This is a genomic window from Microbacterium sp. (assembly GCF_049661145.1).
Lineage (GTDB): Bacteria > Actinomycetota > Actinomycetes > Actinomycetales > Microbacteriaceae > Microbacterium.
On sequence record NZ_JBASZT010000040.1, the window covers coordinates 1 to 3098 of the forward strand.

At 66.9% G+C, this 3098-nt stretch carries 3 protein-coding genes; all 3 read left to right on the plus strand.

Annotated features, from left to right (window positions below; genetic code table 11):
- The first annotated feature begins 104 nt into the window (after window positions 1–104).
- Window positions 105–1682 carry a PTS mannitol transporter subunit IICB gene (locus WBP48_RS01660; protein WP_424435116.1) on the plus strand — a complete coding sequence of 526 codons (1578 nt, stop codon included), beginning with the start codon at window positions 105–107 and terminating at the stop codon, window positions 1680–1682.
- A gap of 114 nt (window positions 1683–1796) precedes the next feature.
- Window positions 1797–2237 carry a PTS sugar transporter subunit IIA gene (locus tag WBP48_RS01665; protein ID WP_424435119.1) on the plus strand — a complete coding sequence of 147 codons (441 nt, stop codon included), beginning with the start codon at window positions 1797–1799 and terminating at the stop codon, window positions 2235–2237.
- A partial coding sequence (locus tag WBP48_RS01670; RefSeq protein ID WP_424435122.1) for a mannitol-1-phosphate 5-dehydrogenase occupies window positions 2234–3098 on the plus strand: 865 nt, incomplete at its 3' end. The genes WBP48_RS01665 and WBP48_RS01670, both read left to right, overlap by 4 nt.

Below are 3098 nucleotides of genomic sequence, written 5' to 3' on the forward strand. Positions count from 1 at the left end.
GCCCTCGCCGCGGACGACGCGGCATCCGCCCGAGCCGCGGCGCAGGCCGCGGCAGAACCCGTCGCCGCACTGTAGCGGCGACGAACTCGAAGGAGACACATTCCATGACAACGGCTTCTACCCCGACCACGGGGGCGAACCGCGCACGCGTGGGCGTACAGCGATTCGGCACGTTCCTCTCGGGCATGATCATGCCCAACATCCCCGCGCTCATCGCATGGGGCATCTTCACGGCGTTCTTCATCGACGTCGGCTGGACCCCCAACGCCGACCTCGCGACGATCGTGGGTCCGTTCATCCACTACCTGCTACCGCTGATCATCGGGTACACGGGCGGCTACATCGTCTACAAGCAGCGCGGAGGTGTCGTCGCGGCGATCGCGACGATGGGTGCGATCGCCGGTTCCGACCTGCTCATCGCACAGTTCAACGCGACCCTCCCCGCAGACGCGAAGCCGCTCGGCCAGATCCACATGTTCATCGGCGCGATGATCATGGCGCCGCTGGCCGCATACTCCATGAAGTGGCTCGACTCCCTCTGGGAGAACAGGATCCGGGCCGGCTTCGAGATGCTCGTGAACATGTTCTCGGCGGGCATCTGGGGATTCGTCATGGCGATCGTCGGGTTCTATCCGATCGCCTGGATCGTCAACGGCATCATGAACCTGCTCTCCACCGCAGTGAACTGGCTGGTCGAGACGGGGCTCCTCCCGCTGACGAGCATCATCATCGAGCCCGCGAAGGTCTTCTTCCTCAACAACGCCATCAACCACGGCGTGCTGACGCCGCTCGGCACGCAGGAGGCGACCGAGACGGGCAAGTCGATCCTCTTCCTCCTCGAGGCCAACCCCGGCCCCGGTGTGGGGCTGCTGCTCGCGTTTACGTTCTTCGGCCTCGGCGCGGCGCGCGCGTCGGCGCCAGGAGCCGCGGTGATCCAGTTCTTCGGCGGCATCCACGAGGTGTACTTCCCGTACGCGCTCATGAAGCCGACCCTGATCCTCGCCCTCATCGGCGGCGGCATGACCGGCGTCACCACCAATATGCTGCTCGGCGGAGCGCTGCGGGCACCGGCCGCCCCAGGGAGCATTATCGCGGTGCTTCTGCAGACAGCACCGGGTGCGTACTTCGCCGTGATCCTGTCGGTGATTCTGTCGGCCGCCGTCACCTTCCTTATCGCGGCGATCATCCTCCGTGCCACGCGCAAGCGGGACATCGCCGCCGAAGCGCTCGGTGACAACCAGTTCGTCGCTGCCGTCGCGGCGACCGAGGCGAACAAGGGCAAGAGCTCCGACGCTCTAGCCGGACTGCGCTCGACGGCCGATGCCGGCGCAGCAGCCGCAGGCGGGGCAGCATCCGCCCCGGCATCCGCTTCGGCGACGACCAAGCCGATCCACAACATCGTGTTCGCGTGCGACGCGGGCATGGGGTCCTCCGCGATGGGCGCGAGCGTGCTGCGCAACAAGATCAAGAAGGCGGGTTACACCGACGTGTCGGTGACCAACAAGGCGATCGCGAACCTCGACGGCACGGAAGACCTCGTGATCACGCAGAACCAGCTCACCGATCGCGCCAGGGCGAAGAACCCGACAGCGGAGCACGTCTCGGTCGACAACTTCATGAACTCGCCCCGCTACGACGAGGTCGTGAACCTGGTCGCAGGCCAGCACCAGAGCGGAGCCTGAGGATCGCCGGACCGTCGCGGAGCCGGGATGCGCGATGCCCCGGCTCCGCGACCCATCTCGCTCATGCCGACAACGGCATACGATGACCAAGAACTCCCACAGAAAGAGAATGCGATGTCACGAGAAGTCCTGAACGTCGGCCAGGTGCGGATCCACCCCGGGTCGGTGTCGAAGGAAGATGCCATGCGTGAGGCGGCCGACATCCTCGAGGCGGCGGGCGCCGTCACCTCGGCCTACTTCGATGCGATGCAGCAGCGCGAGCAGACGGTCTCGACCTACATGGGCAACGAGCTCGCCATCCCGCACGGCACCAACGAGACCAAGGACACGATCCTCGATTCCGCGCTGTCGTTCGTCCGCTACGACGGCGGCGTCGACTGGGACGGTGAGCCGGTGGCGTTCGTCGTGGGCATTGCCGGCAAGGGCGACGAACACCTCGACATCCTGTCGCAGATCGCCCTCATCTTCTCCGACGAGGACGAGATCGCACGGCTGAAGGCGGCACAGACACCCGAGGAGCTGTTCGCCCTGCTCGAATCGGTCAATGAGTCATGAAAGCCGTCCACTTCGGCGCGGGCAACATCGGGCGTGGCTTCGTCGGCCTGCTGCTGCACGACGGCGGCTATGACCTGGTGTTCTCGGATGTCGCGGCATCGCTCGTCGACGCCATCAACGCGACCTCCTCGTACACGGTCCACGAAGTGGGGGACGGCGGCACCGACAGAGTCGTCACCGGCTATCGGGCGATCAACAGTGCGACCGACCCGCAGGCGGTGATCGACGAGGTCTCGACCGCCGATGTCGTCACGACCGCCGTCGGGCCGACCGTGCTGCGCTTCGTGGCACCGCACATCCTCGCCGGGCTCGCGCTGCGCGACCCGGCGCTGCCGCCACTGCAGGTCATGGCCTGTGAGAACGCGATCGGGGCGACCGATCTGCTGCGGGCCGAGATCAAGACCCAGGCGGGCGACAAATGGGAGGCCGTCTCGGGTCGCGCCGTCTTCGCCAACACGGCCGTCGACCGGATCGTGCCCGCACAGCCCGCGGATTCCGGGGTCGATGTGACCGTCGAGCCCTTCTTCGAGTGGGCGATCGAGAGCGGTCCGTTCGGCGACACCCCGCCGAACATTCCCGGAGCGCACTTCGTCGACGACCTCGCGCCGTACATCGAGCGCAAGCTCTTCACGGTCAACACGGGTCACGCGACGACGGCGTACTTCGGGGCGCAGGCGGGGATCGAGAAGATCTCCGACGCGCTCGCCGACCCTGCCATTGCGGCGAAGGTCGCGGCGACCCTCGAGGAGACGTCGGCGCTGCTCGAGGCGGTGCACGGGCTGGATGCCGCAGGCCTCGCCGACTACCGCGCCACGATCCTCCGCCGGTTCGCCAACCCCGCCCTGCCCGACACGGTGGGCC